Below are 24918 nucleotides of genomic sequence, written 5' to 3'. Positions count from 1 at the left end.
GGCGTTCGCACCGAAGAACTAGACTACGCTAGTTCGACCTCCGGGGGCAAATACAACGGCCTCCGGCGAGTCGTCAAGACCTGCGAGCAGCGAAGTTTCCAGTTCCGCGCCCCATGGTCCGCCTAGCTTGTCCAGCAGCTTCGCCTCTTTAGAGTTCCGACGCGGGCACGCCCACGCCAAAAATTTTGGGTTCCGAGCCAGCCTCCGAAACGTCGCGCCCGATCGGTGAAGCACCGACCGTATGCGCCGTTCCCTCGGCCGCAGGGCCTTCGCCACGCTCGATCGGGGTCTGGCCCGACCCCTGGGCGCTCGTGGCCACACGGGAGCCGCGGCCGCGGCGGCGTGTGGTCGTCGGAGCCGGCGCGGCCGGCTCCTCGGTGGACACCACTGCCTCGGCCGGCGCCACTGCTGGTTCGGCCACGGGCTCGACTCGGGCTGGCACCGACTTTTGCTCGGCGGCCGGCTGCTCGGCCCGTGCGGGCTCGGCAGCGGGGTCCGGCGCCCCGAAAGCCGCAGTCAGGCTCTCGAGCGTCAGCTCGGGACTCTGCGCCGGTGCGGTCGCCTTGCGGCGTCCGCGGCGCGAGCGTGGGAGCTTGACCTTCTCGCCGCCGATCTCGACGACGGGCTCGCCGTCGCCATCTGCCGCCTCGGCGGCCGGTGTGGGGGTCTCCTCGACCGCGACCTCCGGTTCCTGCGGCTCGGGCTTCGTTTCGACCTCCCCCTCGTGCTCGTGGGCGGCGTGGGCGGCGGCGGCGATGTTCGCGAGCGCCTCGCGGGCCGCGTTGGCCTTGGCCTCGCGCTCCTCGTCAGTCGGGGTGGCGTCGCTGCCACTCGACTTCTTCTTCCCGGTGTCCTGGCTCTTGCCCTCGCCGCCCTTGCGACGACGGCGGCTCGAGCGGTCGCCGGTCGGCTCGCTGCTGACGCTCGGGGCCCGGCGGTGATCGACAGGCTCGTCGTGCGTGATCACGCCGCGGCCGGCGCAGGCCTCGCAGTCCTCGCTGAAGACCTCGAGCAGCCCGGTGCCCATGCGCTTGCGTGTCATCTGCACGAGGCCCAGCGAGGTGACCTCGGCGACCTGGTGCTTGGTCCGGTCCCGGCCGAGGCATTCGACGAGGCGCCGCAGCACGAGGTCCCTGTTGGACTCGAGGACCATGTCGATGAAGTCGATGACGATGATCCCGCCGATGTCGCGCAGCCGCAGCTGGCGGACGATCTCTTCGGCGGCCTCGAGGTTGTTCTTGGTGACGGTCTCCTCGAGGTTGCCGCCCGAGCCCGTGAACTTGCCGGTGTTGACGTCGACGACCGTCATGGCCTCGGTCCGGTCGATCACGAGGGATCCGCCCGAGGGCAGGAAGACCTTGCGGTCGAGGGCCTTGTAGATCTGCTCGTCGATCCGGTGCGCGCTGAAGATGTCCTCCTCGTCCTCCCACTTCTGGAGGCGCTCGAGCAGATCGGGCGCCACGTATGTCACGTAGGCCTCGATCGTGTCCCACGCCTCCTCGCCGGAAACGACGAGCTTCGAGAAGTCCTCGTTGAAGACGTCACGCACGACCTTGATGGTCAGGTCCGGCTCCGAGTAGAGCAGTTCAGGCGGGGTCGTCTTGTTCGACGAGGACTTCCGCTCGATCTCCTCCCACTGGGCGCGCAGGCGGTTGATGTCGTGCATCAGCTCCTCCTCGCTCGCCCCCTCGGCGGCGGTGCGGACGATCACGCCGGCGTTCTCCGGCAGGTGGTCCTTGAGGATCTTCTTGAGCCGGTTGCGCTCCACGTCGGGCAGCTTGCGGGAGATGCCGGTCATCGAACCGCCCGGCACGTACACGAGGTAGCGGCCCGGCAGCGAGATCTGGCCTGTGAGCCGAGCGCCCTTGTGCCCGACGGGGTCCTTGGTGACCTGCACGACGACGGACGCGCCCGACTTCAGCGCGTTCTCGATGCGGCGCGGGGACCCGTCGAGGTTGGCGGCGTCCCAGTTGACCTCACCCGCGTACAGGACGGCGTTGCGGCCCCGGCCGATGTCGATGAAGGCGGCCTCCATCGACGGCAGCACGTTCTGGACTTTGCCGACGTACACGTTGCCGATCAGCGAGTCCTGCTGCGTCTTGGAGACGAAGTGCTCGGCGAGCACGCCGTCCTCGAGGACGCCGATCTGGATGCGGTCGTCGGCGTGGCGGACGACCATCTTGCGGTCGACCGACTCGCGGCGGGCGAGGAACTCGGCCTCGGTGATCACCTGGCGGCGACGGCCCGAGTCGCGGGACTCGCGGCGGCGCTGGCGCTTGGCCTCGAGCCGCGTCGACCCCTTGACGCTCGTGACCTTGTTGCTGGGCTGGGGCTCGCTCGTCCGCGGGCCGCGCACCCGGGTGACGGTGCCGGGCGGGTCCTCGTCCGAACCGCCGGTCAGCTCGAGATCGGCGTCCCCGCGACGGCGACGGCGACGGCGGCGCGACGAGACGCCGTCCTCCTCCGCGGCCTCCTGCGTGTTCTCCGCCTCGTCCTTCTCATCCGTTCCGCCCTTGCGACGGCGGCGCGAGCGGCGGCCGCGGCCGGCGTCGCCGGACTCGGCATCCTGCTCGTCATCGGAATCGAGATCCGCGGCGTCGTCCTCGGCCGCGGGCACGGCGGCGAAGTCGGGCGCGTGGAAGAGCACGGACGTCGGCGACGGCGGGACGGTGAACGGGTCTCCGGCCACGTCGGCCTCGGAGGACTCATCCTGAGCTGCCGCCGGCTCCGGTGCGTTTTCGACCTCAGGCTCGGCCGGCGTTTCTGCGGGGGCCGTCGGCTCGGCCTCGGCGGCCGGGGCCTCGACGGTCTTCTTGGGGCGCGTCTTCCGCGGGGCGCGCTTCGCGGGCGCCTTCTTCGCGGGTGCGGCCTCCCCGGCGGGCTCTTCAGCAGCGTCGCCGGCGGCCGCCTGTTCGGCGCCATCCTGCTCGGTCTCGGCCTCGGGCTCCACGGCCTTCTTGGCGCGCGACTTGCGCGGGGCGCGCTTGGCGGGCGCCTTCTTCTCGGCCTGCTCTGCGGGCTCCGCCGCAGCCTCGGCGACGGGCGCGTCGGCGGCACCGGTCTCCGCAGCAGCCTCGAGCTCCGCGGCCTCGGCTGCCTTCTGAGCGACCGTCTTACGGGGGCGTCGGGCGCGCTTCTTCGGTGCGGCCTCGACGTCGGACACGTTCTCAGGCGCGTCCTGTGCTGTTGCTTCTGTGGTGTCGTCCATCAAACTCAAATCTCCTAACCGACGGTTCCTCCACAGCGACGCCGCCGGGCGCTCGGTTCGGTCGCGCGGGCCGCCGGCAAATCACCGGAGCGGCCACGGACCGGAAGTCAGTAGCTATCCGTCCGAATGCGCCCGATCGTGCTCCGTGCGCGTCCTTCATGGACGGACCAGCGGCGCTTTTCCTGGCATGCCGCTTTCTGTTGCGGCGACCGGTGGCGGAATTCGTGTCGACGGTCGTATCGTTCACCGTCGTATCGAAACATCGCCCTACGGGCCTGGAAGCCTGTCGCTGGGTCTGCCGTGGACTGTGGATCCGCGGCCAACCAAGGCCATTGTCTCACACCACAGAATCCTCACAGGCTCTCCGGCGGCCTCGCGGCCGTCGTTGAACCTAGACTGAAGACATGTCAGACACCGTGCAGGCGCCTCAAACGCGCCCCTCCCCGACCGAAAAACGATTCGGCTGGTTCCTCGTCGCCACGGCGGCCGTCGCGTGGATCGCGTCGTTCGTCCTCGTCCTCGAGCGGCTCGAACTGTACAAGAACCCCGGCCACGTCACGAGCTGCGACATCAACCCCTGGGTCTCGTGCGGCGCCGTCATGCAGGAGTGGCAGGCCGCACTCTTCGGCTTCCCGAACCCGCTCCTGGGCATCGTCGGCTTCGCCGTCGTGGCAACCATCGGCGCGTCGCTGATCGCGGGCGCGCGCTTCCCGCGCTGGTACTGGGTCGCCACGCAGATCGGCGTGAGCTTCGCCTTCGTGTTCATCGTCTGGCTCTGGTCGCAGGCCCTCTACTCGATCCACGTGCTCTGCCTGTACTGCATGGTCGTCTGGGCGATGATGATCCCGATGTTCGTCTTCACGACGTCCCGGAATATCGTCGCCGGCGTCTTCGGCGCCTCCGAACGCGTGCGACGCGCGGTGGCCGAGTGGGCCTGGGTCGCCGCCGCCGGGCTGCTCCTGCTCGCCGCCGCCTCCGTGCTCGTCTCGTTCTCCGGAGTGTTCTTCGGCTCCTGAGCCCCCGGGTAGAGAAAAGGACGACGTCGGCACGCAGCGTGCCGACGTCGTCCTTTCTACTGGCGCTGAAGCTGGATCAGGCGAACCAGATGCCGATTTCGCGTTCGGCCGAGGCGACCGAATCCGAGCCGTGCACGAGGTTCTTCTGGACCTTCTCGCCCCAGTCGCGGCCGAAGTCGCCGCGGATGGTGCCGGGGGCGGCCGTCGTCGGATCGGTGGTGCCCGCCAGCGAACGGAAGCCCTCGATGACGCGATTGCCCTCGAGGACGACGGCGACCGACGGGCCCGAGAGCATGAACTCGACGAGCGGCTCGTAGAACGGCTTGCCGACGTGCTCCTCGTAGTGCTGCTCGAGCAGCTCGCGGGTCGCGTCGACCTGCTTGAGGTCCACGATCCGGTAGCCCTTGGCTTCGATGCGGGCGAGGATCGCGCCGGTCAGCTGGCGCTCGACGCCATCCGGCTTCACCAGAACGAGGGTGCGTTCGGTCGTCATGTGTTTCCCTTCGGGGTTGGGGATGTTCTGTTGGAAGTCTATGCGGTTCTACTCAGGCCGCGTCGCCGTGCTCGGCCTCCCAGGCCTCTTGGGCGGCGTCGCGCTCGAGGTTCTCCGCGTCCATCTGCGCGCCCTTGGTGACCGCGTACCACCACGCCACGGCGAACAGCGCGCCGATGACGAACAGGAAGTAGTCCAGGAAGCCTGCCGCAATGAGGACCAGCTGCAGCGTCCAGCCGATCCAGTAGCCGAACGGCTTGCGCAGGAGCGCGCACGTGAGGATGCTGACGACGGCCAACGCGAGCCCGACGCTCCAGACGAGCGTGTTGCCCAGCTCGTCCCCGCGCAGGCCCGCGAGCGACATCGTCGCGAACAGGAACACGAACGCTTCGAGGGTGAGCACCGTCGAGGCGAACATGACCCTGATCGAGCGCCGTTTCTTCTTCATGCCCGGGCGCCACTCGCGCTGGGCCTTGGTCATTCGTGCCATCGGTTGATTCCTAGCTCTTTCCCAGCAGTGTGCGTGCCTCGGCGACGAGGGTGATGGAGCCCGTGACGAGCACCCCGCCTCCGCCGAAGTCCTCCGTCGCGTCCGCCCGCCCGACGGCCCACTCCAGGGCGTCGTCGAGCTTCTCGGTGGCGTACAGGTCCTCGTCGGCGAATCCGGCGGTCAGGGCCAGCTGCCCCAATTCGCCGGCGGGAATCGCCCGGGGCGAGGTGGACTGGGTCAGGCAGACGTCCTCGACGAGGTCGCCGTAGGCCTCGCGCAGTTCGACGAGCATCGCCTCCGCGTCCTTCTCGGCGAGGATGCCGACGACCAGAACCAGCCGGGTGAAGCCGAAGACCTCTTTGATGGCTTCGGCCGCCGCTCGCACGCCGTGGGGATTGTGCGCTGCGTCGACGACGATCGTCGGCGAGCTGCGGACCACCTCGAGCCGGCCGGGACTCGTGACCTTCTCGAGGCCCGCGCGCAGCGTCTCCACGTCGAGTTCCTTCTCACCGCCGCCGAGGAACGCCTCGAGCGCGGCGATCGCGACCGCGGCGTTCTGGGCCTGGTGCGCGCCGTGCAGCGGCAGCAGCAGCTCCTCGTAGCGGCCCGCGAGCGAGCGGATGGTCAGCTGTTGCCCGCCGACGCCCATCTCCCGCTTCTCGACGCCGAACTCGACACCCTCGAAGCGGAACTCGACGCCCTTGTCCCGGGCGGCCTCGAGCAGTATCTGGGCGGCCCCGGGCTCCTGAGCCGCGGAGACGAGGAAGCCGCCCGCCTTGATGATGCCGGCCTTCTCGGCCGCGATGTCCTCGACGCGGTCGCCGAGCAGGTCGGTGTGGTCCAGCGAGATGGGCGTAACAACGGAGACCTGGCCGTCGGCGACGTTGGTCGCGTCGGTGATCCCGCCGAGGCCGACCTCGAGGACGACGACGTCGACCGGGGCGTCGGCGAAGATCGCGAACGCGAGGATCGTCACGGCCTCGAAGTAGGTCAGCCGGTTCTCGCCGCGCGCCACGAGCTCGTCGTCCACGATCGCGAGATACGGGCGGATCTCGTCCCAGATCCGCACGAAGGTCTCGTCGTCGACGGGCTCGCCGTCGATGCTGATCCGCTCGGTGACCTTGGACAGGTGCGGGCTGGTGTAGCGCCCGACCCTCAAGTCGTGTGCCAGCAGCAGCGATTCGAGGATGCGCGCGGTGGACGTCTTGCCGTTCGTGCCCGTGAGGTGGATGACCGGGGCGGCCTTGTTGGGCTCGCCGAGGATCTCCATGGCCCGGAACATCGGCTCCATGCGCGGTTCCATCTTGTTCTCGGGAGCCCTCCCGAGAAGTTCGGCGTAGACGCTCTCGACGGAGAACCCGTCGTATTCGGTCGCGCTCATGTGGTCGGCCCCATTTCCTTGTCGGCGGCCTCGGCCTGGGCGACGGTCTCGACCTGCACGGCCGGGGCCGAGCCGTCGTCGTTCGTCTCCAGGACCAGGCCCGTGGCGAGAGTCTCGCTCTTGAGCAGTTCGGCGTGCTGGTGCAGGGCCGCGATCGTCTCCGCGTCGGCGGTGACGACGGCGCGGATCCGGTCGGACACGTTCAAGTCGGCGTCCTTGCGCGCCTGCTGGATGACGCGGATCACGTCGCGGGCAGCACCCTCGGCGGCGAGCCCCGCGCTGACGTGCGTGTCGAGCACGATGAAGCCGACGCCGTCGATGACGGCCGCGGCGATCTCGGCGCCCTCGCTCGCATCGACGACGGTCTCCAACGAGTACTCGTGCTCCTCGAGCACGAGGCCGCCGGAGGTGACCACGCCGTCGTCCCCGACCGACCAGTCTCCGGACTTCGAGCCTTTGATCGCCTGCTGCACCCCTTTGCCGAGGCGCGGTCCGGCCGCGCGGGCGTTGACGACGAGCTTCTGGCTGATGCCGTATTCGCTCGCGGCCGTGTCCGCGGTGTCCTTGAGCTCGACCCCGCGCAGGTTCAATTCGTCGGCGATGATCGTGGCGTAGGTGCCCTCCAGGTCGGCGGCGCCGGCGGCCACGATCGTGAGCTTGTTCAGCGGGAGGCGGACCCGCAGGTTCGCACCCTTGCGCAGCGACGAGCCGACCGAGCAGATCCGGCGGGTCAGGTCCATGCGCGCGACGAGGTCGGCCTGCCGCGGGAACACCGAGGCGTCAGGATAGTCGGTCAGGTGCACGGAGCGCCCGCCCGTGAGCCCGCGCCAGATCTCGTCCGTCGCGAGCGGCAGCAGCGGCGCCGCGACCCGGGTCAGCGTCTCAAGGCACGTGTAGAGGACGTCGAAAGCCTGTGCGTCCTCGGCGAAGAAGCGCTGGCGCGAGCGGCGGATGTACCAGTTGGTCAGCGTGTCCATGTAGCGGCGAACGACGTCGCACGCATCCGAGATCTCGTAAGCGTCGAGGGCGGACTGAGCTTCGCGGACGAGGTCGCCCGTGGCCGCGAGCATGTACTCGTCCAGCGGGTCGCTGGACTCGAAGCGCAGCTGTGCATCGTACCCGGCGCCGCCGGCTGCCGCGTTCGTGTAGAGGCTGAAGAAGTGCCACGCGTTCCACAGCGGGAGCAGCACCTGCCGCACGCCGTCGCGGATGCCCTGCTCGGTGACGATGAGGTTCCCGCCGCGCAGGATCGGCGATGCCATGAGGAACCAGCGCATCGCGTCGGAACCGTCGCGGTCGAGGACCTCGTTGACGTCCGGGTAGTTCTGCAGCGACTTGGACATCTTCTGTCCGTCGGAGCCGAGCACGATGCCGTGGCTGATGACGTTCTTGTAGGCCGGGCGGTCGAACAGCGCGGTCGAGAGGATGTGCATCGTGTAGAACCAGCCGCGGGTCTGCCCGATGTACTCGACGATGAAGTCCGCCGGGTGGTGGGAATCGAACCACTCCTTGTTCTCCATCGGGTAGTGCACCTGGGCGTAGGGCATCGAGCCGGAGTCGAACCAGACGTCGAGAACGTCCTCGACCCGGCGCATCATCGACTTGCCGGTCGGGTCGTCGGGGTTCGGGCGCACCAGGTCGTCGATGAACGGGCGGTGCAGGTCGACCTCGCCGTCGTGGTTGCGGGGCAGGCGGCCGAAGGCCTCCTCGATCTCGGCGAGGGAACCGTAGACTTCGCGGCGCGGGTAGTTGGGGTCGTCGGACTCCCACACCGGGATCGGCGAGCCCCAGTAGCGGTTGCGGCTGATGGACCAGTCGCGGGCGTTCTCGAGCCACTTGCCGAACTGGCCGTCCTTGACGTTCTCGGGGATCCAGTTGATCTGCTGGTTCAGCTCCAGCATGCGGTCCTTGATCTTCGTCACCTCGACGTACCAGGAGGTGATCGCACGGTAGATCAGCGGGGTGCGGCAGCGCCAGCAGTGCGGGTAGGAGTGCACGTAGCTGGCCTGCTTGACCAGCCGGCCGGCCTCCTTCACGACGCGCGTGATGGTCTTGTTGGCGTCGAACGCCTGCACGCCGACGATCTCGGCGAGGTCGCCGCCGGCGAAGACGTCGAGGAACCGCGCCCCCGAGTCGACGGAGAGCACCACGGGGATCCCGGCAGCCTCGCAGATCGCCTGGTCCTCCTCACCGTAGGCGGGTGCCTGGTGGACGAGGCCCGTGCCGTCAGTCGTGGTGACATAGTCGGCGACGAGGAGTCGCCAGGCGTTCTGAGTCCCCCACTTCTCCGCGTCGGAGAAGGTGTCCCACAGGGGCTCGTAGGAGATGTCGGCCAGGTCGGTGCCGCGGAAGGTGCCGGTCACGGCGTCGGCGGCGGCAGCCGCGTCGTCGTACCCGAGATCCTTGGCGTGGTTGCCCAGCAGATCGGCGGCGAGCAGGAACGACCCGGTGGCCGCGGAGGCTTTGACGCCGGCGGGGCCGGCCGGCACGACGACGTATTCGATGTCGGGCCCGACCGCGAGGGCGGAGTTGGTCGGCAGGGTCCACGGGGTCGTGGTCCAGGCGAGGGCCTGCACGCCGGCCAGACCCAGCGACTCGGCCTTCTTACCTGTGAGCGGGAAGGAGACGGTCACGGTCTGGTCCTGGCGGTCCTTGTAGACGTCGTCGTCCATGCGCAGCTCGTGGTTGGACAGCGGGGTCTCGTCCTTCCAGCAGTACGGCAGCACGCGGAAGCCCTGGTAGGTCAGGCCCTTCTCGTGCAGCTGCTTGAACGCCCAGATGACCGATTCCATGTACTCGACGTTGAGGGTCTTGTAGTCGTTCTCGAAGTCGACCCAGCGCGCCTGGCGGGTGACGTAGTTCTGCCATTCGTCGGCGTATTTCATGACGGACGTGCGGCAGGCGTCGTTGAACTTGTCGATGCCCATCGACTCGATCTGCGCCTTGTCGGTCATGCCGAGCTGCTTCATCGCCTCGAGCTCAGCCGGCAGCCCGTGGGTGTCCCAGCCAAAGCGGCGTTCGACGCGGGAGCCGCGCTGCGTCTGGTAGCGGGCGACGAGGTCCTTGACGTACCCGGTGAGCAGGTGGCCGTAGTGAGGCAGGCCGTTGGCGAAGGGAGGGCCGTCGTAGAAGACGAACTCGCCCTCGCCGTCGGCGCCGGCGTCGCGCGCATCGATCGACGCGGCGAACGTGCCGTCCTCACGCCAGTACTCGAGCACGCGCTCCTCGATCTGCGGGAATCGCGGGCTGGCGGGCGTGGTGCCCTGCGGGTCGGTGGAGGCTTTCGGGTAGAAGCTCATCGGCGGCGGTCTCCTGCAGTCCTGGCATCGGTTGTCGCGTCCGCCACGGGTGGCGGACGCTGAGGTCCTCGATGCGGGGACGGGACCCGGCGCATGTGCGCAGGTCTCGCGGTACCACCCCGCTTGCACGCGGTCCCTCCCCTGGTCGGGAGACGGAACGCGGCCGCTTGTGGAAGCTGTGACGGGCTCACCCGTCCGGTTCTACTGGGCCCCGAGGGGCTGTTCTTCCGGAAGCTCGCCGGTGATGGCCGGGTCGTCGCTGGTGGAGTGACAAGTGTATGCGTCCAGTCTAGCGGCTTGCGAATCAGCTGGCGGACAGCGTCAGCACCTCGGACGAGGACGCGCCGCCCGCGGCACCGGCGGAGGGGCCGGGCACGGGCGGCGCGGTGGCGGCTTTAGACGTTGCCGGCGAACTCGCGGGCGGCGGAGCGCTCGATCATCGCCTCGCGCTCGACGACCTTGATGCGATCGCGAGTGACCGGCCCGAAACGGGTCGGCACCTCACCGGCGTCCGCGCCGAGCGCGCGCTCGTGCTCGTCGAGGGCGAGCCATCCCTTCCAGTCCGTGTAGGTCACGCCGCGCGCGTCGAGCAGCGCCTCGATCGGCTCTTCGACCTCGACGGCGGGCAGCGACGGGGCGTCCGCGAGCAGGTGGGTGATGGTCTCCTGCGCGTCGCCCTTCGTGTGGCCGATGAGGCCGATGGGGCCGCGCTTGATCCACCCGGTCGCGTACAGGCCGGGCACCGGTTCGCCGTCGGCGTCGAGCACGCGCCCCTCGACGTTCGGGACGACGCCGCGGGCGCCGTCGTACTCGATGCCGTCCAGCGCGGAGCCGAAGTAGCCGACCGCGCGGTAGACGCCGCCGACCGCGTAGTCGATGTACTCCCCCGTGCCGCGGGCGCCGCCGTTGCCGTCGAGCTCGTTGCGCTCGACGCGCAGGCCCGTGACCTTCCCGTCCTCGCCCAGCAGCTCGATCGGCGACTGCAGGAAGTGCAGGTGCAGACGGCGGCTGGCCGGGACGTGCTCCGGGCCCTCCTCGCGCTCCTCCTGCTCGACGAGCCAGTTGGTCAGCGTCGAGACCATCGTCTTGACCTGATTGTTGGACTTGATCTCCGCATCGGAAGCGGCGTCGAAGTCGAAGTCCTCCGGATAGAGCACGATGTCGACGTCTTTGCTGTGCGAGAGCTCGCGCAACTCGAGCGGGGTGAACTTCACCTGCGCCGGGCCGCGACGGCCGAACACGTGCACGTCCTTGACGGCTGAATTGTTCAGCTGCTCGTAGATGTGCTCCGGGATCTCGGTCTCCAGCAGCTGGTCTGCATGCTTGGAGAGGATGCGGGCGACGTCGAGCGCCACGTTGCCGTTGCCGAGCACGGCGACCTGCTCGGCGTCCAGCGGCCACTCGCGCGGCACGTCCGGGTGGGCGTCGTACCAGGAGACGAAGTCGGCCCCGCCGAAGGATCCTTCGAGCTCGATGCCCGGGATGTTCAGGTCGGCGTCCTTCTGTGCGCCCGTGGCGACGATGACGGCGTCGTAGCGGGTCTTCAGGTCCGGAAGCGAGAGATCGCGGCCGAGCGCGACGTTGCCGAAGAAGCGGATCCAGTCCTTCTCGAGCACCTTGTGCAGGGCGTTGATGATGCCCTTGATCCGGGGGTGGTCTGGCGAGACGCCGTAGCGGATGAGGCCGAACGGCGTGGGCAGCTCGTCGAACAGGTCGACGGCGAGGCGCACCTCGCCCGCGGACACCTGCGGGGACTTGCCCAGCAGGTCGGCGGCGTAGATGCCGGCCGGGCCGGCGCCGACGATCGCGACGCGCAGCAGGCGTCCGGTCGGCTGGTCGATGGTGGCTTCAGTCATGAGAGTTCCTTTGCTGTCAGGTACGGGGTGGCCGCCGGCTGTCCGGCGGCGAGAGCTGAGGTCAAAAGATCTTCGCGTTCGACGTCGGCGAGCGAGACGACGTCGCCGATCACGATCACGGCAGGGTTCGACACGCCGATCGAGCGCGCCCGCCCGGCCAGGGTGTCGAGGGTTGCGACGGTACTGCGCTGGTCCGGCAGGAATCCGCGCTCGATGACGGCGGCCGGGGTGGCCCCGTCGAGGCCCCGCGAGCGCAAGGCCGCGACGGTCGATTCGAGCCGGGCGACGCCCATCAGCACGATGAGCGTGTGATCGGAGCGCACGGGTACGTCGCCGAGCTCATCGTGCCCCGTGACGACCGTGAATCCGGTCGCCAGGCCGCGATGGGTCACGGGGATTCCGGCGGCCGCGGGCACCGCGACGGCGGAGGTCACGCCGGGGATGACGGCGACCTCGATTCCGTGCGCGCGCAGGAACGCCGCTTCTTCCCCGCCGCGACCGAGCACGTACGGGTCGCCACCCTTGAGCCGCACGACCCGGAGCCCGGCCTGCGCCTCGGCGAGCAGCCGATCGTTGATCTGGTCCTGGGTCGCCACGTGCGCCCCCGGCGCCTTGCCGACGTCGAGCACGAACGTGCCGGGCTTGGTGTGCTCGAGCAGTTCACGCGGGGCGAGCCGGTCGATGAGGACGACGTCGGCGCCGGCCAAGGCGCGTGCCCCGGCCAGGGTGATCAGGTCGGCGGCACCCGGCCCGGCACCGACGAGCGTGACGGACCCGGCGCCGGTGCGCGCCGTCGTCGTCTCTCGTGCGCCGCTCATGCGTTGGCCCCCATCGGGCTGAGGCCGCGGCCGGCGAGCAGGCGCCGCTCCCACGGTGCGAAGACCAGGAGCTCGACGACGATGCCGATCGCGAGGATGACCAGGATGATGAGGGCCACGAGCCCGAGATCGGCGAGGTCCCGGCCGCGCTGCAGCAGCGAGCCGACACCGAGTCCGAGCGATCCGCCGACGGCGATCAGCTCCGCGGCCATGAGCGAGCGCCACGAGAACGCCCACCCCTGGCGCAGGCCGGAGACGTACCCGGGCAGCGCCGCGGGCAGCTCGACGAGCATGATGTGCTGGATCCGGCGGGCGCCGAGGACGTGCGAGAGCGCCCGGTACTGGCTCGGGATCATGTCGATGCCGGCGAGCAGGCCGTTGATGATCGACGGGATCGCCCCGAGCAGGATGACCGCGTAGATCGTCGCGTCGGTGAGGCCGAAGACGATGATCGCCGCGGGCACCCATGCGACCGAGGGCAGCACCTGCAGCGCGGAGACCAGCGGGCCGACCGCGCGGCGCAGCCACGAGACGTGTGCAAGCGCCAGGGCGAGCGGCGTCGCGATGACGAGTGCGATGACGAAACCGCTCAGCCCCCGCCAGAGGGACGTGGCGGCAGCGCTCGGCAGCGAGCCGTCGCCGACGACGCGGCCCGCGGTGGCGAGCACGTCGCCGGGGCCGGGGAACAGGTCGTCGCGCATGGGCGAGGCCCACGAGGCGATCTGCCACAGACTGACGAGCACGACGACGGCGGCCAGCGGGGGCGCCGCCTTGGCCCACGCGCGCCGCAGCCTGCGGCCGCGCGTGGGTTGTGCGGCATCGCGGGCCGGCGGAACGATCACGCCGTCGGGTTCCTGCCCTGCGTGGGAGCGTTCATTGATCAAGGTGCTCATGTTTGAACTGCTCCTTCCTGAGGACATCGGTCAATTCGGCCGCGAGTGCGGCGGCTCGGGCGGGGTCCGCCCTGAAGTCGTCGGTGATGGTCCGGGTGTCGATGACGCGGCCCGGGTGCGAGGAGAGAACGAGGATCCGCCCGGCCAGGCGGATGGCCTCGCGCACATTGTGGGTGACGAAGACGATCGTCATCCCCGTGCGCTGCCAGATCGCGCGCAGCTCCTCGTGCAGCATGTCGCGGGTGATCGCGTCGAGGGCGGCGAACGGCTCGTCCATCAGCAACAGCCGCCGCTGCTGGGCTAGGGCCCGGGCCAGCGCGACGCGCTGGCGCATGCCGCCGGACATCTCGTGCGGCTTCTTCTCGCGAGCGTGCCCGAGCTGGACGAGGTCGATCAGCTCTCTGGCCCGCACGGAGCGCTCCGCGCGCGGCACCCCGGCTAGGCGCAGGGCCAGCTCGACGTTGCCCTGTGCGCTCAGCCACGGCAGCAGGGTGGGGTCCTGGAACATGAATGCGGCGCCGTCGTCGGGGACGTCGATGCTTCCGCCGGTGGGCTCGAGCAGCCCCGCGAGCATGTTCAGCAGAGAGGATTTTCCGCAGCCGGAGGCGCCGAGGAGGGCGACGAACTCTCCGGGGCGGATCGACTCCGTCAGACCGTCGAGCACGATCGGTCCGTCGCCGTAGCGCAGTGTCGTCTCGCTGAGTTCCACGCTCATCGGCTCCCGCCTCCTTCAGTGTCGTTGTTCGGCCAGTCGGTGTCGATCAGTCCGTCGAGGTCCGCAGCCGCGGCACCCGGGATGACGCCCGTCGCCCGCGCTCGCTCGAGCAGGACCGGGTACGTGCCCGCCAGCGGGTCGGCGGTGAAGGTGAGCCCCTCGAGCGCACGGGAGAGGACTGCATCGTAGAGGTTCTCCCCCGTCGCCCGCCGGATCGCCGCGTCCGCGACGCCGACCAGCTCTTCGGGGTGCGCACTCGCCCATTCGACGCTGCGCTTGTTCGCCTCGACGAGCCGGGCCACCGTTTCCGGGTGCTCGGCCGCAAACTGCTGCGAGACCACCAGGACGCTCGTCGGGAAGCTGCCGTCCGCCCAGAGCTCGCGTTCGTCGACGAGGACCTCCCCTCCGTACTCCTCCACGAGCAGCGAGGCCCAGGGCTCGGGCTGCCACGTGGCCGCGATGGCGCCGCGGGAGAAGAGCTGCACGGCGGTGCCGGCCGCAGCGTGGCTGATGGCGACGTCGTCGTCCGCTCCCTGCTCGCGCAGGTAGTCGCGGGCGGCGATGTCCTGCGTGCCCGCGAACTGCGGGGTCGCCAGCTCGCCGCCGGCGAGGTCCGCGACCGACTCGGTGCCCGGCTGGGCGATCAGGTAGGCGCCGCCGCTCGTGGCACCGGACACGACGCGGATCGACTTCCCGGCGCTGCCGAGGTAGGACGAGATCGCCGGGCTGGGGCCCATGTACGCGGCGTCGATCGCGCCGGCGTTCAATGCCTCCATGGCGGAGGGTCCGGCGGTGAAGACCTGCGACTGCAGCCGCGTCCCATCGCGGTCGAGTTCCTCGGCGAGGATGCCCTCTTCGAGCCCGACGAGTGCCGGGGCGTGCGTGACGGTGGCGAAGTACCCGAGCTTCAGTTCCGCTGCCGGGCCGAGTTCGGTCGCCTGTGCCGCCGTGCGGGGGGACGGGAGGAACGCCGTGCCGATCGCCGCGAGGGCGAGGAGCACCACGCCGAGTCCCGCGCCCCACGCCCGGCGGCGCGCGCGGGTGTCAGGCCGCGGCATGTTCCGGCACTCCGCGGCCGGCCGCCGCGCCGTGCGCGGCACCCGCGTCAGACTCGATCATGCCCGCCGCCAGCGTCGTGCCGTCCTGCGGGTCGATCAGCAGGAACGAACCGGCGGCGCGGCTGTCGCGGTAGTCGGTCACGGCCAGCGGAACGGCGGTACGCAGGCGCACGAGGCCCAGGTCGTTGAGTCCGAGGCGGTCCGCCGGGTGCTTCGAGAAGTCGGAGACCCGCAGGACGTGGTCGATGCCCTCGACCTTGGCCTGCACGACCTGCGCACCATGCTTGATCAGCACCCGCTGGCCGGGCGTGACCGGGACGTCGGAGAGCAGGCAGACCTCGGCCGCGAACTCGCGCACCGGCTCCGGCAGTTCGCCGGCGACGATCGTATCGCCGCGCGCGATGTCGATGTCGGTGTCGAGCTCGACGACGACGGCGTCCCCCACGTGGGCGGCCTCGACCGGGCCGGTCGTGGAGCGCAGACCCTTGACGCTGGCGGCGTACGGCCGGCCGGCGCTGAGCACCTGCACGGCGTCGCCGACGCGCAGGCTGCCGCCGGAGACGGTGCCGGCGTAGCCCCGGAAGTCGCGGAACTCCTCGGCGTCGTAGCCCGGCTGCAGCGCGCCCTGCGGGCGGATGACGAGCTGGACGTCGAGGCGCGGCACGTGCTGCTCGACGACGACCGGCAGGGTCTCCAGCAGCTCGAGCAGCGTCGGGCCCGTGTACCAGGGGGCCGAGGCGCCGCGGTCGACGACGAAGTCGCCGTCGAGGGCGGAGACCGGGATGACGCTGAGCGCGCTGATGCCGAGCTCGACGGCCACGGCCTCGACATCCGCGCGGATGCCCTCGTAGACGCCGCGGTCCCAGCCGGCCAGGTCCATCTTGTTCACGGCGACGATGACCTGCGGCACGCGCAGCAGGCCGAGCACGCCGAGGTGGCGGCGGGTCTGTTCGACGACGCCGTTGCGGGCATCGACCAGCACGACGGCGGCGTCTGCCGTCGACGCGCCGGTCACCGTGTTGCGGGTGTACTGAACGTGGCCGGGGCAGTCGGCGAGGATGAAGCTGCGCGCCGGGGTCGTGAAGTAGCGGTAGGCCACGTCGATCGTGATGCCCTGCTCGCGCTCGGCGCGCAGGCCGTCGGTTACGAGGGCGAGGTCGAGCGCCGGCTCGTCGCCGCCGAAGCCGCGCTCCGCGGAGACGCGGCGGATGTCGTCGAGGGAGTCGGCGAGGATGGCCTTGGCGTCGTGCAGCAGGCGCCCCACCAGGGTGGATTTGCCGTCATCGACGCTGCCCGCCGTAGCCAGGCGAAAAAGTCCGTGTGCCATTTAGAAGTAGCCTTCCTTCTTGCGGTCTTCCATGGCCGCTGCGGAGATTCGGTCGTCGGCGCGCGTCGCGCCGCGTTCGGTGAGCGTGGACAGGGCCAGCTCGTCGAGCACCTCGGGCACGGTCCGCGCCTCGGAGAGGACGGCGCCGGTGCAGCTGGCGTCGCCGACGGTGCGGTAGCGGACCGTCCGGGTCAGAACCGGCTCGTCGTCGTTCGGCTGGCTGACCGGCGTCACCGCGCGGATCATGCCTTCACGCTCGAAGACCTCGCGCTCGTGGGCGAAGTAGATCGGCGGCAGCTGGATGCGCTCCCGCTCGATGTAGGCCCAGATGTCGCGCTCGGTCCAGTTGCTGATCGGGAAGGCACGCACGTGCCAACCGGCCGCGTGGCGGCCGTTGTAGAGGCTCCAGACCTCGGGCCGCTGGTTGCGGGGGTCCCAGCCGCCGAACTCGTCGCGCAGGGACAGGATGCGCTCCTTGGCGCGCGCCTTGTCCTCGTCACGGCGGGCGCCGCCGAAGACGACGTCGAACTTGTTCTGCTCGATCGTGTCGAGCAGGACGCGCGTCTGCAGGCGGTTGCGGGTGCCGTCGGCGTTCTCGCGCAGGCGGCCGTCGTCGATGTACTCCTGCATGCTGCCGACGACCAGGTTGAGGCCGTAGCGCTCGACGGTGGCGTCGCGGAAGGCGATCACCTCGTCGAAGTTGTGGCCCGTGTCGACGTGCACCACGGGGATCGGCACCCGTGCCGGGGCCACGGCCTTGGCGAGCAGGTGGAGGACGACGACGGAGTCCTTGCCGCCCGAGAACAGCAGTCCCGGGCGCTCGAACTCCGCGAGGACCTCGCGGATGATGTGGATGGACTCGGCTTCGAGGGCGTCGAGGACGTCCGTCGACGAGTCCACTTCGCTGGCTACTACGGTCATGAATGCTTCGCTTTCTCGAAAGTCTCTAGAGGTGGATGCCGCATTCGGTCTTTGACAGGCCCGCCCAGCGCCCCGCGCGGGGGTCCTCGCCGGGGGCCACGGGCTTCGTGCAGGGCTCGCACCCGATAGACGGGTAGCCGAATCCGAGCAGCATGTTCACCGGCACCCCGTGCTCACCCGCGTAGTCGGTCAGCTCGTCGAAGCTCCAGGTCGCCACCGGGTTGAATTTGATCAGCCCGTGCGCCTCGTCGAACGAGATCAGCGGGGCGTTGGCCCGCGTCGGCGACTCCTCGCGGCGCACTCCGGTGAACCACGCCTTGTAGCCGCCGAGGGCAGCCTTCAGGGGGTCCATCTTCCGCATCTGGCAGCACTTGGCCGGGTCGCGGGCGAAGAGGTCCTTGCCGTACTTCTCGTCCTGTTCGGCGACGGTCAGCTCTGGCATGACGTCCACGATCCGCACGGGCAGGTCCTTCGCGACCTGGTCCCGCGTCAGGTGCGTCTGCGGGAAGTGGTAACCGGTCTCGAGAAACAGGACGTCGACGTCGGGCAGGTCCTGCACGACAAGGTGCGGCAGGACGGCGTCGGCCATCGAGCAGGCGACGGCGACCTCACGGACGTCGAAGTGTTCGGCGGCGAAGCGGACGACGGCCTCGGCCGGCGCGTCGAAACCGAGCTCGCGCTCGCCGAGTGCGACGATCTCCCGCAGGTGTGCTTGGTCAGTGGTGGTGGTCATGAGAGGTCCTCATCCTCGACTCGGTTGGCCCACGCGGCGAACGACTCGCCGTCGGTGGAGCCCTCGGAGTAGCGATCCAGCAAGGTGGTGACGTAGTCGGGCAGCTCGTCGGCGGCGACCTTGAGCCCGCGCACGGTACGGCCGAGCCCGGCCTGGCCGTCCTCGCTCGTGGCGAGCGTGCCGCCCAGGTGCACCTGGAAGCCGGAGACCTGTTCGCCGGCGTCGTTGGTGATCAGCTGTCCCTTCAGGCCGATATCGGCCGTCTGGATGCGGGCGCACGAGTTCGGGCAGCCGTTGACGTGCAGGCTGAGCTTCTTGGGAAGCTTGCCTGTGTGGTCCTCGAGCCGGGACTCGATTTCCCGGATGGCGCTCGCCGCGGTGTCCTTGGTGTCGACGATCGCGAGCTTGCAGTACTCGATGCCGGTGCAGGCGATCGCCGAGCGGGCCAACAGACCGGGTTCGGCCTCGAGCCCGAGCTCCCGGGCCCCGGCGACGAAGGACTCGACCTTCTCGGCCGCGATGTCGAGGGCGACGATCTTCTGGTGCGGGGTCGTGCGCAAGCGCTCGGACCCGTGCTTCTCGAGCAGGTCGGCCAGCGACGTGAGGATCGTTCCGCTCACGCGACCGACGAGCGGGGTGAGGCCCACGTAGAACCGGCCGTCCTTCTGCTCGTGCACGCCGGAGTGGTCTCCGGGCTCGCTCGGCACGGGCGCCGCCGGGCCGTCGGGCAGCTCGTAGCCCAAGTATTCGTCCTGCAGGACCTGGCGGAACTTCTCGACGCCCCAGTCGGCGAGCAGGAACTTCAGGCGCGCGCGGTTGCGCAGGCGGCGGAAGCCGTAGTCACGGAAGATCGAGACGACGCCCTCCCACACGTCCGGTGCCTGCTCCTCGGACACGAAGACGCCGAGGCGCTCGCCAAGGCGCGGGGCCGCGGACAGCCCGCCGCCGACCCACAGGTCGAAGCCGATGCCGAGCTCGGGGTGCTCGACGGCAACGAGCGCGATGTCGTTGATCTCATGCACGACGTCCTGGCTCGGGTGACCGGTGATCGCGGACTTGAACTTGCGCGGGAGGTTGGCGAACTCCGGGTTGCCGACGTAGCGGCGCGCGACCTCGTGGATCGTCGGCGTCGGGTCGATCAATTCGTCGGCGGCGATGCCGGCCACGGGGGAACCGAGGATGACGCGCGGGACGTCGCCGCAGGCTTCGGTCGTGTTGAGGTTGACGGCCTCGAGCCGGCGCCAGATCTCCGGCATGTCGCGCACGTCGATCCAGTGCAGCTGGACGTTCTGGCGGTCGGTCATGTCGGCCGTGTCGCGCGCAAACTCCGTCGAGATGCCGCCGATGACGCGCAGCTGCTCGGAGGTGAGGGCGCCGCCGTCGATGCGCACGCGCAGCATGAAGTACTCATCCTCGAGCTCGTGCGGCTCGAGGGTCGCGGTCTTGCCGCCGGGGATGCCCTGCTTGCGCTGGGTGTACAGGCCCCACCAGCGGAAGCGACCGTGCAGATCTTCGGGATCGATCGATGCGAACCCGCCCTCGGCGTAGATCGTCTCGATCCGCTCGCGCACGTTCAGGCCGTTGTCCTTGGCCTTCATCTCCTCGTTGGCGTTCAGCGGCTCGGTCCCGTCGACCTTCCACTGACCGTTCGGCTTGGAGGAGCGCCGGGCTGGGCGCTTCGGAATTCGTTCGGTCACTTGCGTCATGCTTCGACGCTAGGCCCGGTCGGGGCACGGGGCTAAACCAGACTGCGGGACATGTAGCCGGATGACCCGGGCCGCCGCAATGAAGTCATCGGGCGTCACTTTTCTCGCCGGCTCCGGGGGTCGCCGGAGCCGGTTCCGTGACATTTCTTCATCAAGACGCCGTGTAACGACCGGCTCTGGCGTTTCGGCCGGGTATGCGCTAGCGGCGCCCGGCATGGCCCGTCGGCATCGCCCCGGCATGGAAGAATGGGGGCATGGCTGATGACAACTTGGGCACAGACACGCCCGCGACCGTTTCCGTCCCCGACAAGCCCGGACTCGAGGGGCTTGAAGCCAAGCTCAGCGAGCGCTGGCGCGGCGAGGGAACCTACACTTTCGACCCGGACACGACCCGGGCCTCCGTCTACTCGATCGACACTCCCCCGCCGACGGCCTCCGGGTCGCTGCACGTGGGACACATGTTCTCCTACACGCAGACGGACGTTCTGGCCCGCTACCAGCGGATGAAGGGCAAGAACGTCTTCTACCCGATGGGCTGGGACGACAACGGGCTGCCCACCGAGCGCCGCGTGCAGAACTACTACGGCGTCCGCTGCGATCCCAAGGTCGCCTACGACCCCACGTACCAGCCGCCCGCACAGCCCGCGAAGAACCAGCGCGACTGGGACGCCGTGAGCCGGCGCAACTTCATCGAGCTGTGCGAGCAGCTCGCCGTCGAGGACGAGAAGGTCTTCGAGCACCTCTTCACCACGCTCGGCCTCTCCGTCGACTGGAACCTGACCTACCGCACGATCGACGACGTCTCCCGGTCGGTCTCCCAGCGCGCCTTCCTGAAGAACCTGACCGCCGGCGACGCCTATCTCTCCGAGGCGCCGACCCTGTGGGACGTGACGTTCCGCACCGCCGTCGCGCAGGCCGAGCTCGAGGACCGCGAGATGCCCGGGGCCTACTACCGGCTCCCGTTCTTCGCCGCGGACGGCACGAAAATCTTCATCGAGACGACCCGCCCCGAGCTCCTGCCCGCGTGCGCGGCACTCGTCGCACACCCGGACGACGAGCGCTACCAGCCCCTCTTCGGGCAGAAGGTCACCTCCCCGATCTTCGGCGTCGAGGTCGAGGTCAGGGCGCACGAGCTGGCCAAGCCCGACAAGGGCGCCGGCATCGCGATGGTCTGCACCTTCGGCGACCTGACCGACGTCACGTGGTGGCGCGAACTGCAGCTGCCCACGCGCGCCGTTATCGGCCGCGACGGCCGCGTGCTCAGCGACACCCCGGACTGGATCACCACCGAGACCGGCCGCGAAGCCTACGCGGCGATCGCCGGCAAGACCGTGTTCTCCACCAAGGAATCCGTCGTCAAGATGCTCGCGGAAGCCGAGCTCCTGGACGGCGAACCGAAGAAGATCCAGCACCCGGTGAACTTCTACGAGAAGGGCGACAAGCCGCTCGAGATCGTCTCCTCCCGCCAGTGGTACATCCGCAACGGCGGCCGCGACGAGGAGCGCCGCGAGCGCCTCATCGCCCGCGGCAAGGAGATCAACTTCCACCCGGACTTCATGCGCTCCCGCTACGAGAACTGGATCTCGGGGCTCAACGGCGACTGGCTCGTCTCGCGTCAGCGCTTCTTCGGCGTGCCGATCCCGGTCTGGTACGGCCTGGACGAGGCGGGAGAGCCGGATTACGAGAACCCGATCCTGCCCTCCGACGACGCCCTGCCCGTGGACCCGGCCGCCGAGGCCGCCCCGGGTTTCGACGAGTCGCAGCGCAACCAGCCGGGCGGATTCATCGGCGACGCCGACGTCCTCGACACGTGGGCGACGAGCTCGCTGACGCCGCAGATCATCGGTCGCTGGAGCCGCGACGATTCCTTCTTCGAGAAGGTCTACCCGTTCGACCTGCGCCCGCAGGGCCACGACATCATCCGCACGTGGTTGTTCTCGACGGCCGTCCGCGGCGACGCGCTGCACGGCAGCGCTCCGTGGAAGAACGCGGCGATCTCCGGCTGGATTCTGGATCCGGACCGCAAGAAGATGTCGAAGTCCAAGGGCAACGTGGTCGTTCCGACCGAGGTCCTGGAGTCGTTCGGTGCTGATGCCGTGCGCTACTGGGCCGCCTCGGCCAAGCTCGGTGCCGACACCGCCTACGAGATCGCACAGATGAAGATCGGCCGCCGGCTGGCCATCAAGATCCTCAACGCGTCCAAGTTCGTCCTCAACCTGGGCGCAACCGAGGCCGACGTTATCTCCGGCGACGCCTCCGTGGTCACCAACGGGCTCGACAAGTCGCTGCTCGCGCGGCTTGCTACCGTGCTCGACGACGCCAACCGCGCCTTCGATGCGTACGATTATGCGCGCGCGCTGAGCATCACCGAGTCGTTCTTCTGGTCGTTCACCGACGACTTCGTGGAGCTGGTCAAGGACCGCGCGTACGGCGGCCGTGGCGAAGCCGAACAGAAATCGGTCCTCGCCGCGCTGGCGACCACGCTCGACTCGGTCCTGCGCCTCTTCGCCCCGTTCCTGCCCTTCGCCACCGAAGAGGTCTGGAGCTGGTGGCGTGCGGGATCGGTGCACCAGTCGGCGTGGCCGACTTCCGGGCACCTCTCGGCGGCCGCCGCGGGCGCGGACGCCGGTGTGCTTCCGACCGTCGGCGTTGCCCTCGGCGGTATCCGCAAGGCAAAGTCCGAGGCCAAGGTCAAGCAGCGCACCGAGGTGCTCTCCGGGACCATCTCAGCACCCGCGGCACAGCTCGAGCAGCTACGCCAGGGTCTCGGCGACCTGCTGGCGGCCTCGAACGCACGGGACCTGCAGCTCTCGGAGCACGGTGGCGAGCTCACCGTCCACGATGTCGAGCTGGCGGCGCCCGAGGTCGTCCCGGCCGACTGATCGTCCCGCGCCGGGGCCGCACGGCCCCGGTGCCCGCGACATGCAGACGGGCGGCAACCCCCGGCGAGGGGGTTGCCGCCCGTTGGCGTCTGCAGCGCGGATCTTTCCTAGACGTCGAAGGTCGGGCTCTCGGTCCGGCTGCGCTTGATCTCGAAGAAGTAGGGGAATCCGGCCAGCGTCACGGCGGCATCGAAGAGTTTCCCGGCCTCCTCACCGCTCGGTACCCGCGTGATGACCGGGCCGAAGAAGGCAGTACCGTTCAGCGACAGGATGGGGGTCCCGACGTCCTGACCGACCTGCTCGATGCCGGCAGCGTGGCTCGCACGCAGGGCCTCGTCGAATTCGTCCGAATCAGCCGCAGCGGCCAGCTCGGCCGGCAGCCCGACAGTCTCCAGCGCCCGGCGGATAACCTCCGGACGGTCGGCTACCTTCTCGTAGTGGAACAACTCGCCCATCGCCGTGTAGAGATCGGCGACGACGTCGCTGCCGTGCTGCTGCGCCGCGGCGACGATCACGCGCACCGGGCCCCACCCCGCGTCCATCGACTTCCTGTAGTCCTCAGGAAGGTCGCGGCCCTCATTAAGGACCGACAGGCTCATCACGTTCCACTGCACCTGCACGGGACGGACCTTTTCCACTTCGAGGATCCAGCGGCTCGTCGCCCAGGCGAACGGGCAGATCGGGTCGAACCAGAAATCGACGGTCGTGGTTTCGCTCATGTTGACTCCTTGCACGTTGGGATGCCCCCGGAGTGGCGTCTCCGGAGCCTCACTTCATGCCGCCTCTCAGGCGGACTTGGTCCGGCGCTTCTGCGCCACCTGGTGCGAGATCAGCGTCGGCTCCGCGGTCCCCTCGACCACGGCGGCGGTGATGACGCACTCTGCGATGTCGTCGCGTCCCGGCAGTTCGAACATGACCCCGCCGAGCACGGATTCGAGAATGGCCCGCAATCCGCGTGCGCCGGTCTCGCGTTCGATCGCCATCTGCGCGATGGTGTCGAGCGCCTCCGGTTCGAACTGTAGCTCGACCCCATCGAGCTGGAACATCTTCTGGTACTGCTTCAGCAGCGCGTTCTTCGGCTCGGTCAGGATCTTCACGAGGGCCTCGCGGTCGAGTTCCTCGACCGTCGCCGTGACCGGCAGGCGTCCGATGAACTCCGGAATCAGGCCGAACTTGAGCAGATCCTCTGGTCGGACGTCGGCGTAGGAGACCGCTTCGCTCTTGAGGGTCGTCAGCGGAGCGCCGAAGCCGATGCCCTTGCGACCGGCCCGGGATTCGATGATCTCCTCGAGGCCGGCGAAGGCACCCGCCACAATGAAGAGGACGTTCGTGGTGTCGATCTGCAAGAACTCCTGGTGCGGGTGCTTGCGGCCGCCCTGCGGCGGGACCTGCGCGACCGTGCCTTCGAGGATTTTCAGCAGCGCCTGCTGCACGCCCTCACCGGAAACGTCGCGGGTGATCGACGGGTTCTCGCTCTTGCGGGAGATCTTGTCGATCTCGTCGATGTAGATGATGCCCTGCTCCGCCTTCTTCACGTCGAAGTCTGCGGCCTGAATGAGCTTGAGCAGGATGTTCTCCACATCCTCGCCGACGTAGCCGGCCTCGGTCAGCGCGGTGGCGTCCGCGACCGCGAAGGGGACGTTGAGCCGACGCGCGAGGGTCTGCGCGAGGTAGGTCTTGCCGCAGCCAGTCGGACCGACCAGCAGGATATTCGACTTCGAGACCTCGACATCGTCGAACGGTGTCCCGGCCTCGTTGAGCGTCGCGGCCGGCCGGTGCGTCTTGCCGTCGCGGATGCGCTTGTAGTGGTTGTAGACGGCGACCGACAGCGAGCGTTTGGCAGCTTCCTGGCCGATCACGTACTCGTTGAGGTGCTCGAAGATCTCGCGCGGACGCGGCAAGTCGAACTCCTCGGTCTCATCAACCTCGACGAGCTCCTCTTCGATGATCTCGTTGCACAGTTCGATGCACTCGGTACAGATGTAGACACCGGGCCCGGCGATGAGCTTGCGTACTTGCTTCTGGCTCTTGCCGCAGAAGTTGCATTTAAGCAGCTCGGAACTCTCGCCCATTCGTGCCATCGAGTCCTACTCCCCTAGTACTTGTCTCTTTTCGCTTGCAT

At 69.1% G+C, this 24918-nt stretch carries 18 protein-coding genes; 2 read left to right on the top strand and 16 right to left on the bottom strand.

All coding sequences use genetic code 11. From position 1 onward, the window contains the following. Positions 1–148: 148 nt before the first annotated feature. Positions 149–3208 carry an Rne/Rng family ribonuclease gene (locus EV380_RS04390; RefSeq protein ID WP_130449600.1) on the bottom strand — a complete coding sequence of 1020 codons (3060 nt, stop codon included), beginning with the start codon at positions 3206–3208 and terminating at the stop codon, positions 149–151. Positions 3209–3612: 404 nt separating this feature from the next. Here EV380_RS04390 and EV380_RS04385 point away from each other — a divergent pair, with 404 nt between their 5' ends. After that, positions 3613–4224 carry a vitamin K epoxide reductase family protein gene (locus EV380_RS04385; RefSeq protein ID WP_130449598.1) on the top strand — a complete coding sequence of 204 codons (612 nt, stop codon included), beginning with the start codon at positions 3613–3615 and terminating at the stop codon, positions 4222–4224. A 76-nt stretch (positions 4225–4300) separates the two neighbouring features. Here the strand turns inward: EV380_RS04385 and ndk are convergent, their stop codons facing one another. The 13 genes from ndk to EV380_RS04325 all read right to left on the bottom strand — a co-directional run bounded on the left by ndk (position 4301) and on the right by EV380_RS04325 (position 19914). Next, entirely contained in the window at positions 4301–4717 is a 417-nt protein-coding gene (ndk, locus tag EV380_RS04380; protein WP_102161112.1) for a nucleoside-diphosphate kinase, read from the bottom strand. A 52-nt stretch (positions 4718–4769) separates the two neighbouring features. Next, on the bottom strand, positions 4770–5207 hold the full coding sequence (locus tag EV380_RS04375) for a DUF4233 domain-containing protein (RefSeq protein WP_130449596.1): 438 nt from the start codon (positions 5205–5207) through the stop codon (positions 4770–4772). A gap of 10 nt (positions 5208–5217) precedes the next feature. Then, complete coding sequence (locus EV380_RS04370; protein WP_130449594.1) at positions 5218–6588, bottom strand: bifunctional folylpolyglutamate synthase/dihydrofolate synthase; 1371 nt, start codon at positions 6586–6588, stop codon at positions 5218–5220. Further along, positions 6585–9887, bottom strand: coding sequence for an isoleucine--tRNA ligase (ileS, locus tag EV380_RS04365; RefSeq protein ID WP_130449592.1), 3303 nt, complete (start codon positions 9885–9887; stop codon positions 6585–6587). The genes EV380_RS04370 and ileS overlap by 4 nt, the downstream gene beginning before the upstream one ends. Positions 9888–10282: 395 nt before the next feature. Continuing rightward, positions 10283–11743, bottom strand: a complete 1461-nt coding sequence (locus EV380_RS04360) for an FAD-dependent oxidoreductase (RefSeq protein WP_130449590.1) — start codon at positions 11741–11743, stop codon at positions 10283–10285. Further along, entirely contained in the window at positions 11740–12561 is an 822-nt protein-coding gene (cobA, locus tag EV380_RS16840) for a uroporphyrinogen-III C-methyltransferase (RefSeq protein WP_102161121.1), read from the bottom strand. The genes EV380_RS04360 and cobA overlap by 4 nt, the downstream gene beginning before the upstream one ends. Further along, entirely contained in the window at positions 12558–13454 is an 897-nt protein-coding gene (locus EV380_RS16835) for an ABC transporter permease (protein ID WP_242607499.1), read from the bottom strand. Before EV380_RS16835 ends, cobA begins: the two co-directional genes overlap by 4 nt. Next, positions 13435–14169 carry an ABC transporter ATP-binding protein gene (locus EV380_RS04350; RefSeq protein WP_102161126.1) on the bottom strand — a complete coding sequence of 245 codons (735 nt, stop codon included), beginning with the start codon at positions 14167–14169 and terminating at the stop codon, positions 13435–13437. The genes EV380_RS16835 and EV380_RS04350 overlap by 20 nt, the downstream gene beginning before the upstream one ends. Further along, on the bottom strand, positions 14166–15227 hold the full coding sequence (locus tag EV380_RS04345) for an ABC transporter substrate-binding protein (RefSeq protein ID WP_130449586.1): 1062 nt from the start codon (positions 15225–15227) through the stop codon (positions 14166–14168). Before EV380_RS04345 ends, EV380_RS04350 begins: the two co-directional genes overlap by 4 nt. After that, positions 15214–16554, bottom strand: coding sequence for a sulfate adenylyltransferase subunit 1 (locus EV380_RS04340; protein WP_102161130.1), 1341 nt, complete (start codon positions 16552–16554; stop codon positions 15214–15216). Before EV380_RS04340 ends, EV380_RS04345 begins: the two co-directional genes overlap by 14 nt. Further along, the gene (cysD, locus tag EV380_RS04335; protein ID WP_102161132.1) at positions 16555–17475 is read right to left on the bottom strand and encodes a sulfate adenylyltransferase subunit CysD; all 921 of its coding nucleotides are present in this window, start codon (positions 17473–17475) and stop codon (positions 16555–16557) included. A gap of 25 nt (positions 17476–17500) precedes the next feature. Then, entirely contained in the window at positions 17501–18208 is a 708-nt protein-coding gene (locus EV380_RS04330; RefSeq protein ID WP_130449584.1) for a phosphoadenylyl-sulfate reductase, read from the bottom strand. Next, complete coding sequence (locus tag EV380_RS04325) at positions 18205–19914, bottom strand: nitrite/sulfite reductase (protein ID WP_130449582.1); 1710 nt, start codon at positions 19912–19914, stop codon at positions 18205–18207. Before EV380_RS04325 ends, EV380_RS04330 begins: the two co-directional genes overlap by 4 nt. A gap of 254 nt (positions 19915–20168) precedes the next feature. Between EV380_RS04325 and valS the strand changes: the two genes are divergently transcribed. After that, on the top strand, positions 20169–22796 hold the full coding sequence (gene valS, locus EV380_RS04320; protein WP_102161138.1) for a valine--tRNA ligase: 2628 nt from the start codon (positions 20169–20171) through the stop codon (positions 22794–22796). 107 nt (positions 22797–22903) lie between these two features. On the opposite strand, the gene EV380_RS04315 is transcribed toward valS, so the two are convergent. Together EV380_RS04315 and clpX are read right to left on the bottom strand one after the other, a co-directional pair. After that, positions 22904–23515, bottom strand: a complete 612-nt coding sequence (locus EV380_RS04315; protein WP_102161281.1) for a mycothiol-dependent nitroreductase Rv2466c family protein — start codon at positions 23513–23515, stop codon at positions 22904–22906. Between the two features lie 66 nt (positions 23516–23581). Then, positions 23582–24877, bottom strand: a complete 1296-nt coding sequence (gene clpX / locus EV380_RS04310; RefSeq protein WP_102161283.1) for an ATP-dependent Clp protease ATP-binding subunit ClpX — start codon at positions 24875–24877, stop codon at positions 23582–23584. Positions 24878–24918 lie beyond the last annotated feature (41 nt).

The sequence above is a fragment of the Zhihengliuella halotolerans genome, from assembly GCF_004217565.1.
GTDB classification, from domain to species: domain Bacteria; phylum Actinomycetota; class Actinomycetes; order Actinomycetales; family Micrococcaceae; genus Zhihengliuella; species Zhihengliuella halotolerans.
The sequence above is the reverse complement of the archived record's forward strand: the minus strand, read 5'-3'. Positions and strand labels throughout refer to the sequence as shown.